Source organism: Rhodococcus sp. OS5 (assembly GCF_056837585.1).
The window spans coordinates 6,049,628-6,063,703 of record NZ_CM166368.1; the positions used below are offsets into that span (position 1 = coordinate 6,049,628).

General features: G+C 63.1%; 12 protein-coding genes. 6 read left to right on the forward strand and 6 right to left on the reverse strand.

The window, feature by feature from the left end:
- Position 1: 1 nt before the first annotated feature.
- The 5 genes from ACVZUB_RS28320 to ACVZUB_RS28340 form a co-directional block, all read right to left on the reverse strand.
- Positions 2-1,576 carry a carboxylesterase/lipase family protein gene (locus tag ACVZUB_RS28320; protein WP_482627975.1) on the reverse strand — a complete coding sequence of 525 codons (1,575 nt, stop codon included), beginning with the start codon at positions 1,574-1,576 and terminating at the stop codon, positions 2-4.
- Positions 1,577-1,601: 25 nt separating this feature from the next.
- Positions 1,602-2,279, reverse strand: a complete 678-nt coding sequence (locus ACVZUB_RS28325; RefSeq protein WP_168798812.1) for a GAP family protein — start codon at positions 2,277-2,279, stop codon at positions 1,602-1,604.
- Positions 2,280-2,353: 74 nt separating this feature from the next.
- Positions 2,354-4,048, reverse strand: a complete 1,695-nt coding sequence (locus tag ACVZUB_RS28330; RefSeq protein WP_482627976.1) for a sensor histidine kinase — start codon at positions 4,046-4,048, stop codon at positions 2,354-2,356.
- The gene (locus ACVZUB_RS28335) at positions 4,045-4,278 is read right to left on the reverse strand and encodes a helix-turn-helix domain-containing protein (RefSeq protein ID WP_482627977.1); all 234 of its coding nucleotides are present in this window, start codon (positions 4,276-4,278) and stop codon (positions 4,045-4,047) included. Before ACVZUB_RS28335 ends, ACVZUB_RS28330 begins: the two co-directional genes overlap by 4 nt.
- 33 nt (positions 4,279-4,311) lie before the next feature.
- Positions 4,312-4,704 carry a response regulator gene (locus ACVZUB_RS28340; protein ID WP_482627978.1) on the reverse strand — a complete coding sequence of 131 codons (393 nt, stop codon included), beginning with the start codon at positions 4,702-4,704 and terminating at the stop codon, positions 4,312-4,314.
- A gap of 173 nt (positions 4,705-4,877) precedes the next feature.
- On the opposite strand from ACVZUB_RS28340, the gene ACVZUB_RS28345 reads away from it, so the two are divergent.
- The 3 genes from ACVZUB_RS28345 to ACVZUB_RS28355 all read left to right on the forward strand — a co-directional run bounded on the left by ACVZUB_RS28345 (position 4,878) and on the right by ACVZUB_RS28355 (position 11,299).
- On the forward strand, positions 4,878-6,323 hold the full coding sequence (locus ACVZUB_RS28345) for an MFS transporter (protein WP_482627979.1): 1,446 nt from the start codon (positions 4,878-4,880) through the stop codon (positions 6,321-6,323).
- Between the two features lie 76 nt (positions 6,324-6,399).
- Complete coding sequence (locus ACVZUB_RS28350) at positions 6,400-9,795, forward strand: ATP-binding protein (protein ID WP_482627980.1); 3,396 nt, start codon at positions 6,400-6,402, stop codon at positions 9,793-9,795.
- A 118-nt stretch (positions 9,796-9,913) separates the two neighbouring features.
- Complete coding sequence (locus tag ACVZUB_RS28355; protein ID WP_064075087.1) at positions 9,914-11,299, forward strand: FAD-binding oxidoreductase; 1,386 nt, start codon at positions 9,914-9,916, stop codon at positions 11,297-11,299.
- Here ACVZUB_RS28355 and ACVZUB_RS28360 read toward each other — a convergent pair.
- Positions 11,280-12,608 carry a diacylglycerol/lipid kinase family protein gene (locus ACVZUB_RS28360; protein ID WP_136471008.1) on the reverse strand — a complete coding sequence of 443 codons (1,329 nt, stop codon included), beginning with the start codon at positions 12,606-12,608 and terminating at the stop codon, positions 11,280-11,282. The genes ACVZUB_RS28355 and ACVZUB_RS28360 overlap by 20 nt on opposite strands.
- A gap of 140 nt (positions 12,609-12,748) precedes the next feature.
- Here ACVZUB_RS28360 and ACVZUB_RS28365 point away from each other — a divergent pair, with 140 nt between their 5' ends.
- From ACVZUB_RS28365 to ACVZUB_RS28375, 3 genes are read left to right on the forward strand one after another with little or no spacing between them, the layout of a single operon-like run.
- Positions 12,749-13,183, forward strand: a complete 435-nt coding sequence (locus ACVZUB_RS28365) for a hypothetical protein (protein ID WP_234552366.1) — start codon at positions 12,749-12,751, stop codon at positions 13,181-13,183.
- Positions 13,180-13,443: a hypothetical protein gene (locus ACVZUB_RS28370; protein WP_482627981.1), complete on the forward strand. Its 264-nt coding sequence runs from the start codon at positions 13,180-13,182 to the stop codon at positions 13,441-13,443. Before ACVZUB_RS28365 ends, ACVZUB_RS28370 begins: the two co-directional genes overlap by 4 nt.
- Positions 13,431-14,075: a TetR/AcrR family transcriptional regulator gene (locus ACVZUB_RS28375; protein WP_064075089.1), complete on the forward strand. Its 645-nt coding sequence runs from the start codon at positions 13,431-13,433 to the stop codon at positions 14,073-14,075. The genes ACVZUB_RS28370 and ACVZUB_RS28375 overlap by 13 nt, the downstream gene beginning before the upstream one ends.
- Position 14,076 lies beyond the last annotated feature (1 nt).

Sequence of the window (14,076 nt, forward strand, 5' to 3'; positions counted from 1 at the left end):
GTCAGGTGAATGCAATCACCGTCTCACCCCACGCCTCCCAGATCTCGCGGTCGAGATCAGCGACGACGGCATCGCGTTTGTCGATCAACAGTGTCGAGCGTGTGTCGGTGTCGTAAGTGGGCCACCCCGGGTCCGCACCCAGTTCGCGATCGTCCCCGGCGTCGTAATCGCCTGCAGCTCTGGCAAAGTCCAACCACCTCGCCTGCAGGCGCTCAGAGACATGACGCGCCGCGCTCAAGCCACCCAACTTGTAGGTAATGTCTCGTGCCCCGTGGTTGATGTTGCCGAAGACGTAGGCAAGTTCGGTGCCGTGGGTCGCACCGATCTTCAGCGCCTTGAGCATCGGCGGCGCGTAGTCGAAGCGATACAACCACGTCGGCGCAACCTTGCTGTGCGCTTCGGCGATCCACAACGTAGGCAGCCGGAATCCGAAATCACGGGTCAAACCGAGACCGGCGCCCAGCTTGGACAGTCCCGAATACGCGCCTTCGATTTGAGAATGATCCGGTAGCTCGAGTCCTGGATGCTCGTCGGCGATCTCCGCGAACATCGACGTGATCACGACGGGATCGATCGGCATCAACGGCGACTTCATCATCCGGAAGAGCGAAGATTCGTCCTTGTTGGTTCCGATGATCAGCGGAATCGGGTGTGCATTGCCGTGACGGAACGCGCGCACCGGGTAGTCAGGGAGCAGATCACCGTCGACGATCGGCGCGAACGCCAAAGTGCCAGGCGTCTCCTGGGGGACGCGAGCAAACAGTTCGTCTGACGGCCCGATCAAGTCTTCGGCAGACGTGGACCGCAACAGACCCAGATCGCTTCCGCCGCTGAAGATCTCGAGAAACAGCTTCGCGACGATCTCACCACGTTCACTACCGTACACCGAAGTGGCGGGCGAACTTTCGGCAATAGCGCGATGAAACAGGCCGCGAGCGGACGGGACGGTCATCAGCGTCGTCACCGCGCCGCCACCTGCCGACTCGCCGAACAACGTCACTTTGTCGGGATCGCCACCGAAAGCCGCGATGTTGCCTTGAACCCATTGCAGCGCTGCAATCATGTCGCGGAGAGCGACATTGGGCTCGAAGGTATGTTCACTCGAATTGAAGGACGAGAAATCGACGAAGCCGAACACACCGATGCGGTAGTTGATCGAGACGACGACAACGTCGCCGTTCTCAGCCAATGTGGTTGCGTCGAAAAGTGGTTGGCTGGACGCTCCGCGGAAATACGCTCCGCCGTGAATCCAGACCATCACCGGTTTACCCGGCGCATCAGAACCGACGGCGCCCGGTGCCCACACGTTGACGAACAGGCAGTCTTCGTCCATCGGAACGTTCTCACCGAGCGGGATCATCGCGAGTCGACTTTGCGGCTCACACGGCCCGAATTCTGTTGCGTCCTGGACCTCGGTCCAGGGCTTCGGCGGAACCGGCGCGCGAAATCGCAGCGGACCGACCGGAGGTGCCGCGTAACGAATCCCCTTCCAACTCGACACCGAGCCTTCCGTCGATCCTCGAACCGGCCCGTACGTTGTCTCGACTACCGGCGCTTCGCTGGGTGTGATCGTCATTCGATTTCTCCTCGAAAACAAGTTGCTACTTCGACAGGGCTTCGACAACGTGCGAGAGTTCCAATGCTGCCAGCATCAGGAACAAAACGGTCATGATTGCTGCATTGTGGCGGATCAGAGTGCTTTTGGTGGCGCTCAGTGCATCGGTCACCTTCGCCGAGGGCACGGCAGCCAATGCTGACAGCACGATCAAAGCGATGGACGCCCCTACCGCGAACAGGACGGAATACGCGATCACTGATACCCAGCCGAGGTGCCCGCCACCGATGATCGAACCTGCCTTGAGTTCGAGCGGCAGGTTCTTCGCGTTGGGTACGGTCAACAACAGTCCCAGGACCGCAGCTTTGCCCGGTTGCATCGAGTCGATCTGCGCCAGCCACGACGGCATCGCCGGCTCGGCATCGTCTTTCGGACGGCCACGCCAACTCGAGTACGCGAGCGCCAGAAAACCGACAGTGAACACGACGGCGAACACCGTCTGGACGGTATGCGCGCTGCCGCTGGACTTCGATTCCACTCCGGTGGTCGAGAGTGCCGTCGCTGCTGTGATCGCTGCCGCGGCCAGCACGATGCTCGCGGTGTACGCGAATGCATTTGCCTTCGCCCGAGTGGACAGCAGGATCGCGATGATCGCAACCAGAGGAATCGGGCTGATGACGACGCCGGTGGCGAGTGGAATGAGCTGCGCAGTAATCGATTCCATTTCTGCGACCGTACAAGCGGCCAATCCGGCCATTGGCGAAACGTTCGGCCTCCACGACATCGCCACTCACGGTGTCACAGAAGCACGGCTGTGAGGACCACCCGGTCTTCCTCTTCGACAAGTTCGAGGGACGTTACCGTACCGGCGAGCGATTCAAGCCCGATCCCTGAGTCCCGTGCCACCGGCATCCGACCCGGCGAACTGATCCGCACTACTACCGCCCGAGCATCGGCGAGTGTCACCTCGAGGAAGACGGGCCCTCCTGCACCGTGTTTCACGGCGTTGGTCAGTCCCTCCGACAGGATCTCCACCACGCTGCCGAGCCGAGCGGAGCCGGAACCGATCACCGCCCAGACTTCGTCGTCGACGTGACTGACGACCGGAATTGCGTAGCGCCACACCGTGACAAGATCATCGATACGCTTTCGGGCATCGGAGTCAGCCGGCTGATCGGATGACGCAGACAGGTCGCTTTCCAAGCCGTCGAGAATGTGGGCAATGGTTGCCGCAACATCGACTGGGCGACCGGCAACGGCGCCCGAAGACCATGCGGCCGCTACGAGTTCGCCCTGCACCGACGAGTGCAACAACCTGGCCAGTCCGCGTCGGGTGTGCATGAGCTCGGCATGGATACGAGCTGCATCGAGCGCTTGCCGGCTCAGGGCGCTGCGGAGTTGACGCTCCTCGTCCTGACGCTGCGTATCCGCAGCCCTGATCAGACAGACGGACAGCGCAACCAACGGGTAGACGGCCATCGACGAGAGATAGAAAGTCGGGGTACGGCCGAACACCGTCAGGAGCAGCCACGTCGCGGTACTGCTGATCAACGCACTCGAGCAGTACACCGCAGAAAGAGTCGCGATCCGTCTCAGAGGGCCGTCTCCGCTGCTGACAACTCGGCGAGCGCACGCATTGCCACCGACGAAGAGCCAGAAACCGACGCCGAGCTGGACCGCCGTGAACGTCACGCCGTAAGTCGTGAGCAGGTAGACGGTCACCAGTGCCGTGTACGCGAACACCGGTACGTACAGTGGCGCCGGTTCAACGCTGCGTACGACGCCGATCAGTCGATCTCTCGCCGTCAGCCGCACAGTCGGCGTCGGTGATTCGATCGGGGGAATCTCCCGGAACAGTCGATGACTCATCGGGCGAACCACGTCGTCGGAGATTCGCTTCAAGAGCGCTGCTCCTCGTACTCCCTCGAGTTCCGTTTCAGCAACCGCGTGCATGACTGTCTCGATACTGCGCTCGAGCTCTCGCCGACACTGCGCACGGGTTTGGTCGAGGCGGAATCGATCTCGGGTCTGTTGGAGTTGGACGGCGGCCCCGGCAACCTTCAAACTCCGTTGCAGCGCGAGGCGGTCACGGAGAGCGCTTACCAGTACGGCGGTCAACGACAAGAAGACAACGCTGCACACGACGTTGAGTCCCACCCGGACGAGCATCGGTCTGGGGTCGACGGGGAGTTCGAGCGAGCGGGTGATCGCGTCGAGGACGAACGGGCGGATCGCGCCGATCATTGCGAACAGGGCCAGGGCTGCGAGCTGCGATCGGTGTGCTGCAAGAACAGCCCTCGCCATCAGCAGCATCACCCCGACAACGCAGTGGGTCGCGAAGGCGCCGACTGCCATCACGCCTACTTCGCGCACCCCGGTACACAGGTAGTAGTTGGCCATCACGGTCACCGCGAACGGCAGCGTCAGAATCCAGGACCACTTGGTGACGATGTTCCGATCACCGAGACGAAGCCACCACTCGCGCGGGTTCACACCGAGTCGGTCACTTCGGGCACACCGAAATGGCGGATGAAGATACTCGCAGCAAGCACTCGCGGATTGGTGGACGAATCGTGCGTCAATCCCAGGCTCTCGAGAGTGCGCGCGATGAGCTTCTCCACACCTCGGATCGAGGACCCACGATGCGCTGCGATTGCGCTGTTCGACCACCCGAGCGAGATGTAACGCAGAAGATCGAGCTGTGATCTGGTGAGGCTCGACAAGGCGGAGTCCGGATCACTCCCGAGCGCCGGTGGCTAGGTTTCCGTCAACGCGGCCTCCACTACGCCGATCAACTGATCCGCCGACTGGACAGCCGCCTTGTCCACGAACAGCGATTTCGGCGGCACACCCGCAGAACCTGGCGCTGTCGATGCGTTGGGGTAGTTCGTCAGGAACACGATCGCGCAATGCGGAGCCTTCACGGTGACGATGTTCGCGAGATCGACGCCGTTCGGCCGCACGCCAAGGTCGATGTCCGTGACCAAGAGGTCAGGATCGAATCCGTCGAACTCCGTGAGCGCTTCGACCGCCGATCCGGCCGTATGGACCACGAACCCTGAGTGTGTGAGCGTGTCACCGACGAGCGCACGCATCAGTGGTTGGTCTTCCACCACCAACACCCGTCGCACCCACTGGCTGGTCTCCATGACCAGAGATTAACCGTTGGGAGAGTGCGTATTCGACCGAGCAGGTGGTGACGGATTCCGAGTAACACGGCAGTTATCAACCAGGCGGGTTCCAAGCATTTCGCCCGATATGTCCCAAGCGTCGGAGCGCAGGGTGTTCCGAGTACACACCCCTTCGACCATCAGGACGGGCCATGACCGCACCGATCACCCCGAAGAACACCGCAGTACGACGAGCCACTTTGCTGGCAGTATGCGTGAGCACCGCAATGCTCATGCTCGACATCGCCGTCGTCAACACCGCCCTGCCGTCGATCGCATTCGATCTCGATACCGGAGTCAGCGCCCTGCAATGGGTGATCGACGCGTACACGCTGGCATTGGCGACGGTGGTTCTCAGCGCCGGATCGTGGGCAGACCGACGGGGTCGACGCCATGTTTTCATCATCGGCATTCTGTGGTTCACCACGGCATCTCTGTTCTGCGCTCTGGCGCCGAACATCTGGGTGCTCGACCTCGCGCGGGCCGCTCAGGGTATCGGCGGTGCCGTACTCTTCGCCTGCTCACTTGCCTTGCTGGCGGACGTGTTCGAGAAGGGTCCCCAGCGCGCGACTGCTCTGGCTGCATACGGCGCCACGATCGGGGGCGCGTTTGCCGTCGGCCCACTGGTGGGCGGGTTGCTCACCGAGTTGTTGGATTGGCGCGCAATCTTTTTGATCAACGTTCCGATCGGGTTGATCACACTGGCGATGACGGTGCGGTGGGTTCCCGAGTCACGCGATCCTCGACCTCGCCGCGCGGACGTGCCCGGGCAGATTCTGGTGTCCACCGGCCTGGCAGCTCTGGTGTTCGGTTTGTTACGCGGTAACGAGGATGGGTGGTTCGAGCCGCAGCCGATGATCGCCGCGGTGATCGCCGCGGCCGCCATGATCGGTTTCTCCCTGCACGAGCTTCGTACCACCGAGCCCATGCTGCCCCCGCATCTGCTCGCCAATCGGGCCTTCGCCGGAGCGCAGGTCGCAGCGTTCTCGATCTCCGCCTCCATGTTCGCGGTGTTCGTCTACACGACCATCTACCTGCAGAACGTGCTGCATCTGTCTCCCGTGGACGCCGGCCTGGTGTATCTACCGGCGACGATAGCGATGTTCGTCGTCGCGGGCGCCACCGCGAAATTGGACGGGCGCATCCCCGTCTCGGTCTCGTTGACGTGCTCGCTTCTACTCGTCTCGGTGGGGCTGGTCATGATGACCGTCGTCGACGTGACCAGTTCGCCGTACGCGATACTTCCCGGATTTGTTGTCGCGTGCGTGGGGGCCGGGGTGTTCAACCCCGTCATGAGTGGGTTGGTTCTGGGCGAAAGCACTTCGAACCATTCCGGATTGGCCGCAGGGATCAACGACGCGTTCCGGCAGACCGGCATCGCAGTCGGGGTTGCCGTGCTCGGCGCCTTCCTTCCGGCGCAGTCGATGCTGCCCGGCGGATCACCGGACGACTTTGTCGGTGGACTTCGGTTGGCACTGTTTGTCGCAGCCTTCATCGCAGCTCTCGGTGCGTTGGTCTGTGCGGCGACGCTGCGCACTACCGGCGTCAACCAGACTCTTTCCGAGGAATCCGAGCAGATGTTGACGAGAACTAGTTGACCGTTTTGTCCTGCATGTATGAATTTCGCTCCTTAGAATCGAACCGTCCTGCGTCCGCAGGTACGAGGGGAAACGGATGATCTATCGACTGCTCGGGCCGTTGGAGGTCGCACGGGGTCCGGCGACGAGCGACGTGATCGATCTGGGCCCTCGAAAACAACGAACGGTCCTTGCCGTTCTACTGCTCAACCGTGGTCGCGTCGTCTCCACCGACCGGCTGATCGATGCTCTCTGGCACGACGACGCACCGGCGAGTGCGATGGCAAGCATCCAGGCGTATATCTCCAACCTGCGCCGAGCGCTACGCGTCGAAACCGGTACGGCGTCACCGATAGTGCGTCAATCGCCTGGCTATGTCCTCGAGGTCGCTCCGGCAGACGTCGATCTGTCGGTGTTTCTCGACGACGCCGAAACGGCGCGACAACACGCTGAGAACGAACGGTGGCAGGAGGCTTTGACGACCGCTGACCGTGCCCTCGCCTCGGTCCGGGGGCAGCTTCTGGACGACCTGAACGACGCGCACTGGGTGGAGGTGGAAGCCGCAGCCTTCGAGGAAGTGCGGACCGAGTGCCGGGAGACCCGGATAACGGCGCTTCTGGCTCTCGGGCGCCTGGCACCCGCGCTGGTCGAAGCTGCTCAACTCTGTGGCGAGTACCCGTTCCGCGACCGGACCTGCTGGCTGCGAATGGTTGCCCTGCATCGGGCGGGCAGGTCACCGGAAGCGTTGGAACAGTTTCGATTACACGCGTCTCGGCTCGACGCCGAGCTGGGACTGGAGCCCGGCGGGGAGCTGACAGCATTGCAAGGCGCGATCCTGCGCCACGAACCCGGCCTGGCCGCCTGGCCGCGCACTCCGGGATGGACGGGGGCCGAACAAGTGTCGGTCCCGGCTTCTCCCCCAGCCGTAGCAGCGATGCCCGAGACGGATTCCTCACGCTTGTTCGTCGGGCGCGACGCTCAGACGATTGTCGCCGACAAGATGCTCGACGACGTTCGCCGTGGCTCACCTCGCTGGTTGATCTTGACCGGCCCCGCCGGCATCGGCAAGACACGATTCGCCGAGGAGTGTTCGTCGAGAACAACGTCCATTCGAGGAGCCACCGTCTGGGCACATTGCCCGGAGGACGACGGAACGCCGCCGTGGTGGCCGATCCGCCGACTGGTTCGGGAACTCGGAGCCGACACCGATTTCGTACTGACGCCGCCGACGGACATCGATCCGGACGAAGCGAGATTTGCCGTCTACGAACGGGTTCGCACCACCATCGAAGCTGCGGCGAAAGATGCACTGTTGACCGTCGTCATCGACGACATTCAATGGGCCGATCCCACGTCCCTTCGTTGCCTGACCTACCTGGTCGGCGCAATGACCAGTGCCAGAGTCTGGTTCGTGTCGACGCTCCGAGACTCGGAAGTCGGGCCGGCAGTGCGCAAGTTCGAAGAAGCCGTACTCCACGGCGAAGGAAACCGAACCATGATTGTGCCGGCGCTCGCGCAGGGCGAGGTTGCAACACTCGCAAGGTGCGTCTCCGGGGACACGCTCGACGACGCGGAGGCGCGAACCCTGGCGGAACGAACCGGCGGCAACCCGCTGTTCGTCTCGGAGTACGCCAGGCTTCCCCGGAACGAGCGACTGGGCGACGGCATCCCCGTCGCCGTTCGATCTGTCCTCGGTCGACGGCTTGCCGCAGTGGAACCGGCAGTGTTGCACGCTCTTCGGGTTGCCGCAGTTATCGGCGACGCCATCGAGGTGTACACACTGGCCGCAGCCACCCGTCTCGATGTCGACACTCTCGCCGACCATCTCGACGCGGCTGCTGATGAACGAATCATCGTCGCGGACTCGACAAACGGCGGTTACGTCTTTGCTCACGGCCTTCTCCGAGACGAAGTCCTCGAAGCGATACCCACGCTTCGTCGCCAGCGGATACATGCCCGAGTTGCCGAAGTGCTCGAAAATTCCTCCGATCCGGACCGGCTGAGCCGCCGCGCGCAACATCTGATGTCGGCACTTCCCCTGGTCGATCCACTCGTCGTTCTGGAGGCATGCACGGCTGCAGCTCAGGATGCGACCGATCGGTGGAGTTCGGAGACCGCGGCCGAGTGGTGGGAGGCAGCTGTCCGCGCGTTCGACTTACTTCCGGTGTCCCAGCAATCCGCTGACGATCGGGACGACCTGCTGGTGGCCAGAGTCGAGGCCCTCGCCCGCGCAGGTCGAGGGCAGACAGTTCTCGACGTCGTCAATGCCGGTCTCCTCGAGGCTGTTCGGGAGGGGCGAACCTCCGCCGTCGGACGATTGGCAGGCGCATTACTTCGGGCCGCCGGTGCGTGGCCGTGGGTTTCCTACGGTACCGATCCGGGACCACTGCTCGAACGGCTCGCGGCGGTCGAGCCCTTGGTCGAGAACGACAGGTCAGCTCACGCACGGGTTCTTGCTGCGCTGGCGGTGGGAAGTTGCTACCACCCCGAAGCCGAGATCCCGAATCGATGGAGCGCCCGTGCTCTCGACATCGCCCGCGAACTCGACGATCCGGATGTGATCGCGGACGCGCTGCTCGGACGGATTCTGCTTTTCTCCGGAGTCGCGGTGCACAGCGCGGAGTCCATGCGCCTACTGCGCGAGCTTTTCGAACTGCCGCACCAACAATCGCGTGTCGACAGCGTCGTCGCACACGCCGTCGCGAGCATGACGGAGATGAATCTGGCCAATGTCGATGCTGCCGTCAAACACGTCAGGCAGGGGATCATCGGCTGCGAGCTACTGAGACTCCCGGTGGTTCGAGTCCAATTACGCTGGATGGAAGCAACTCTCGCCGAATGGTACGGAGACTTCGCGCAAGCCCGCCGGCAGTACGAGACGGCCAGGCAGATCCATCTGCAAACGGAGTTGTACACGGCTGGCAGCGCAGATCTGGCGTTCAACACTCTGGAATGGGAGCGAGGTGCGTTGGCCGAATCTGATCCCGGTGTCGTGGAACCTGATTCGTGGACCATCGCCATCGACGCCGCCCGAGGCGAGCGCGAGGCCACTTCCGACGGCATCAAGAAGTGGCTGATCAATCGCGGGCCACAGACGTGGACGACATTGGGACACCAGACACTACTTGCACGCGTCGTGGCAGATCTGGAACTGGTCGAATACGCCGACACCTTCATCGAACTTCTCTCGCCACACACCGGCTGCATCGCAACGGTGGGCCATGTCGGTGAACTGGGCTCGGTCGCCGAAGCCTCCGCTCGGCTGCACGCGCTTCTCGGTCACGTCGAGCAGGCATCGACTCTCCTGGATCAGGCCGAGAAGATCGCAACTGGCTCCGGTGGAGCACCAACACTGCTGCGCTGTCGACTGCTTCGGGCGCTGCTTCGAGAGCCGTCCGCCGAACGTGAACGGGAGCTGACGGAAGTGGCGGCCGAATCGGAGACACTCGGCATGCGGGGCGTAGCTGAACGAGCGCGATCGACATGGCCCTGAACTGCGAGAATGCGCTTGGATAAAACTTGGATCCGCTTGGGATACATACGTCAAGAACCACCCAAGCCTGTTCGGACATCCTTCCCTTGACCGAAAGACGGATGAGGAAAGGAAGACCATGAACCTTCAAACCCCCACGCTCGACGCCGCGGTCGAATCACTGCGCGCAGAGGTGACCGGCTCCGTTTCCCTGCCTGGCGAAACGGGATACGAGTTGGCGATTCCGTGGAATGCAGCGGTTCCCGTCGCGCCTGGCGCGGTGGTGGCAGTCGAGAGCGCGCAAGACATTGCCGCAACTGTGCGATTCGCGGCGAAGTTGGGTCTGCGCGTCGGTGTTCAGCGCACCGGCCACGGCGCGGTCCCTCTCGGCAGTGACGTTCTCCTCGTCCACACCGGCAGGCTCACGGAGTGCGTCGTCGACCCCGAAAACCGCACTGCCCGAATCGGCGCGGGCTTGATCTGGCAGGACGTCATCGACGCTGCCGCACCCCACGGCTTGGCGCCACTGGCCGGTTCTTCACCCACTGTCGGAGTCGCCGGCTTCCTCACCGGCGCCGGCATCGGCCCGTTGGTGCGCACGTACGGGCTGTCGTCGGATCACGTTCGTTCGTTCGACATCGTCACCGGCAGTGGCGAACTCATTCATGTCACCCCCGACGAACATGCCGAATTGTTCTGGGGGCTACGCGGCGGCAAGGCCACACTGGGCATTGTCACAGCCATCGAGATCGACCTACTACCTGTCACCCACTTCTACGGCGGTGCACTCTATTTCGACGGCGCAGATGCAAGCGCGGTCGCGCACGCCTGGCTGGACTGGGGCGCCGACCTGCCTGAGCACAGCTCGACCTCTCTTGCCTTTCTGCAACTTCCACCCCTTCCACAGGTTCCGCCGCCGCTGGCCGGCAGGCTCACAGTCGCGGTCAGATTCGCAAGTCTTGCCGAGGAATCCGATGCCAAGTCACTGATCGACCGAATCCGTTCAATCGCAACACCCTTGATCGACGCAGTCGGTGTGCTGCCTTATGCCGCCCTCGGGGCAGTGCACGCCGATCCCGTCGACCCGATGCCGACGCACGAATCCACGGCATTGACCAACGAGCTGTCACACGAGGCCGTCGACGCACTGCTCGCCGCTGCCGGCCCCGGATCCGGTTCACCCCAAACCGTCGTCGAATTACGTCTCCTCGGGGGCGCCCTCGCACGGGAACCTGAGCACCGCAGCGCCTTCTGCCATCGTGACGCTGCCTTCTCGCTGTTCACCGTCGGAGTTCTTGCCCCACCGATGGTCGACGCGGTAGTCCCGCACGCCGAGACTCTCGGACGAACGATGGCGCCATGGACGAACGGGCATGCACTGCCCAACTTCGCGCCGAGCGTCGACCCGGAGAAGATCGCCCGCACCTACGACGAGGACACCGCTCACTGGCTGAGCGCTTTGGCGGACACGCATGATCCACAGGGAGTTCTGGCCGTCGGTCAGGTCATGCGCCGGATCTCCTGAACTTCGCCAACTCTCGCAACCGGACCAGATCCCAGGCGTGCCGGGGGCGACGGATACCCGGTCGATCTCGGGGGACTCTGACCCTCAGCGCCTGCGGACTGACCGTGCATCTGACCGGAGTTGGCATCACCAGCGCCTCGCCGTCGACGCCGACCGGAATCTCGTCGGTGTCGGCGTCGACGATCACCTCGAATCCGGTGCCCTGAGCCAGACCGTGTTGATGCGCCCTATGGAGCAACCCGATGGCCTGACGGGCACTGCTGACGGAGATCGCGACGATTCCGAGAGTGCCCCTGTCCAATCGCGGCCGATGACCGAGCCCCGCCAGGTCGTTCATCTCGTACGGGCCGTTGCTGACCAGCACAGCCTGTGGACCCACCGCGGACACGCTCGGGGAGCGCGCGGTCAGCACCGCTCCGGCACGTCCGGCGAGGAGATCCGGGAGCATCTGCAAGAAGGTGCTGGTCTTGGCATCGCGGTACTCCGGACTCTGGACTACCTCGGCGTACGCCCCGAACGATGCGTTGTTGACGAAAGTTCGACCGCCGACATTTCCCAGATCCACCGTGACCTCGACGCCGTCGACGAGCGCGTCGAGGCACCGAGATGGATCCTCGAGATCGAGCCCCAGATCCGCGGCGAAGTGGTTGCGCGTTCCCGCGCTGACGACGAGGAAGGGCAGGTCGTGTTCGGCCGCGACAGCAGCAACCAGTGCCTGTGTTCCGTCGCCACCGGCCACACCGAGTAGGTCGGCGCCGTCCGCGACCGCCTGCCTGGCCAAGGCCGTCACGTCGATCTTCTCGGGCCCCTCGAGCAGTGCGACCGTGGCCCCCAGTTCCTCGGCCTTGCGTTTCAAGTCGAACTTCTCGACCTTGCCACCACCGGAGTTCGGGTTCATCACGAAGAACGGCTTGACGGGCGGCGGTGCCGGTCGCTCGACAACCGGCAATTCCTTCTCCTCCCCCGCCAAGGCGGTGCGAGCGCAGATACCGGCTACCACGAACAACCCGATCGCGAGCAGCACCACCCACAGGAGTCGTTCTCGGACCAGGAACGTGAGCACCACGATCGGGGTCAGTACCACCACCGCCAACGAGATCCAGCGGAGGAATCCGCGGGTGGTCAGAAACCAGTACACGGCCACGACGCACACGACCACCCCACCGATCCCCAGGATCAGCATGGTCAAGGCTTTCAGTCCGGCGAAGATCAGGAGCACCGCGACTGCAAGAACCAGGGCCGCGAAGGCTGCGCGCGCCAACCAACTCTGTTTCGACGAGGGCCGATCCGTGTGGGCAGAGGTCGTCATCGAGCCACCTCCCCGCGATTGTCATTTCGGCCGGTACTTCGACGCTATCCCTTCGAAGCAGGCCAGTCACCTACCGGCAAGAATCTCGCGATCGCGCACTGCTACTTTATGACGACACCTCGTCATAAAAAGGAGTAACCGTGACAACACCGACGTCCGAAGCGTGGGAATCCGCCGAAGGAACCCTGACCGGCATTCGGAAAGCCGGACTCCACGGACTGCGTTGGACGGCCTGGTTGGCCGGCGCGACAGGTCTCGCACAGTTGGTGTCGATCGGGCTGAACTTCAGCGACACTGTCAGCGGAATCGTTCCGGCCACGTACCCGCCTGTAGATGTGGCGTGCAGCGTCGTCGCGCTCGTTCTTCTGGTCGGCCTGCTTGTCGGCCGCCCCAACGGTCCCGCGATGTTGTCGAGTCTCGCCCTCCTCATGGCCATGCTGATGGCGCCCACCCTTCACAAACATGCACCCGAGTCGCTCTGGCTGGCGGCGGCACACGCCGTCTCGGTCGTCGCCGTCATCACGCTGTCCGTGATGACTTCGCGGTTCTCCAGTGCCGAGTTGGATCGGTCGTGACACCGGATTCACCCCTCTCGCTTGCAGCTGAGGAATGGATCACTGATCTCACTGCCGCGGAGATGGAGCGATTGCGCAAACGCACGACGCTCACACTCGCCGAAGAACAAGAGGTCTGCCGATCCGTACGCTCGATCGCGCAGCAGATGATGCTCGCACCCGTCTCGATGTGGCAAGGTGATCCGCGCCTTGTTGCGGACCTGTTCGACCTCCCCGTGACCGTGAATCAGACCCAGGAGGATCGACCATGCCGAAGTTGACCGGTGGTGCGACGACCGCAGAGCACAAAATCGCCACCCGAGAAGCCATGTTGGACGCATTCATTCGCGAACTTCACGAGCAAGGCTGGCAAAACGTGAAGCTGCAGACGGTGGCCCAGGCGGCCGGCGTCTCGCGGACAGCGGTGTACAACTACTTCCCCGACAAATCCGCGTTGCTGCTCGCCTGGTCCACACGCGAGATGGACAGATTCCTACTCCTGGCCGAGCGTGAACTCGCGGACCGCGAGAATCCTGTGGACCGACTCGAAATCCTCGTCAAACTGACACTCGTCGAGTTCTCACTGCAACGATTCACAGGAATCGCGTTGGTCGAATTGTTGTCAGCGCAGGATCGCGAAAGTTTCCTCGAACATATTGTCCCGCTGTCGGTTCTGGTCGAACAGGTCGTCCAGGAAGGTGTCGACGCCGGTGTCTTTGTCGATTCCGATGCTGCCGCATCCGCGCAACTCATCCTCGCCTGCGTGGAAAGCCGACGCCCGATGCTCATGGCCGGCGACCGAGTGGACGCCGTCGTAGCGACCACCGTCCCGTTCATCATGCGCGCGTTGGGCGTTGCGTGGCCGGCTTCCCCCGCGGCCGAACCCTCCGATCGCTCTGCTCACGATCGGTAGG

What these genes read in the sequence shown, in the direction of transcription:
- ACVZUB_RS28320 (WP_482627975.1), bottom strand. Translation starts at nt 1,576, where the DNA reads ATGACGATCACACCCAGCGAAGCGCCGGTAGTCGAGACAACGTACGGG.
- ACVZUB_RS28325 (WP_168798812.1), bottom strand. Translation starts at nt 2,279, where the DNA reads ATGGAATCGATTACTGCGCAGCTCATTCCACTCGCCACCGGCGTCGTC.
- ACVZUB_RS28340 (WP_482627978.1), bottom strand. Translation starts at nt 4,704, where the DNA reads ATGGAGACCAGCCAGTGGGTGCGACGGGTGTTGGTGGTGGAAGACCAA.
- ACVZUB_RS28345 (WP_482627979.1), top strand. Translation starts at nt 4,878, where the DNA reads ATGACCGCACCGATCACCCCGAAGAACACCGCAGTACGACGAGCCACT.
- ACVZUB_RS28350 (WP_482627980.1), top strand. Translation starts at nt 6,400, where the DNA reads ATGATCTATCGACTGCTCGGGCCGTTGGAGGTCGCACGGGGTCCGGCG.
- ACVZUB_RS28355 (WP_064075087.1), top strand. Translation starts at nt 9,914, where the DNA reads ATGAACCTTCAAACCCCCACGCTCGACGCCGCGGTCGAATCACTGCGC.
- ACVZUB_RS28360 (WP_136471008.1), bottom strand. Translation starts at nt 12,608, where the DNA reads ATGACGACCTCTGCCCACACGGATCGGCCCTCGTCGAAACAGAGTTGG.
- ACVZUB_RS28375 (WP_064075089.1), top strand. Translation starts at nt 13,431, where the DNA reads ATGCCGAAGTTGACCGGTGGTGCGACGACCGCAGAGCACAAAATCGCC.